We start from the raw sequence: 357 nt of genomic DNA on the forward strand, positions 1-357 counted from the left end.
CTCGATCGCTCTGTCGGAGACCAACCGATCGGCCGCGCTTGGCGGCTCCCTCTATCCTGATCACGTGATATTTCTCGGCACCGAAATTGGTGTGCTCGAAGACGGGAAAAGCGCGACGGACTATGAAGCCGCGTTGACACGAGAAGGACGCGATATTCCCAAAATGCTCCTGGTTCCCGGTAAGGGCGTCCTGCTCTCCAGCACCCTTACCGCCGGTGGTGAAGTCATGGCCCGGTGCCTCGCCGAAGTCGTCAGCCGAATTCCGGAGGGCAAAGCCGTGGCCTATCTTTCCAAGAGCGACGAGCATGAGCTGACTCATTGGGAGGCCGAGCAGTATCGCCAAGCACTCGACCGCGG

At 60.2% G+C, this 357-nt stretch carries 1 pseudogene; it reads left to right on the plus strand.

The features are described 5' to 3' along the window. Positions 1 to 357: pseudogene (locus AC1DIX_RS28385) on the plus strand (hypothetical protein); the annotation flags it as partial.

Source organism: Massilia sp. 05N420 (genome assembly GCF_056397205.1).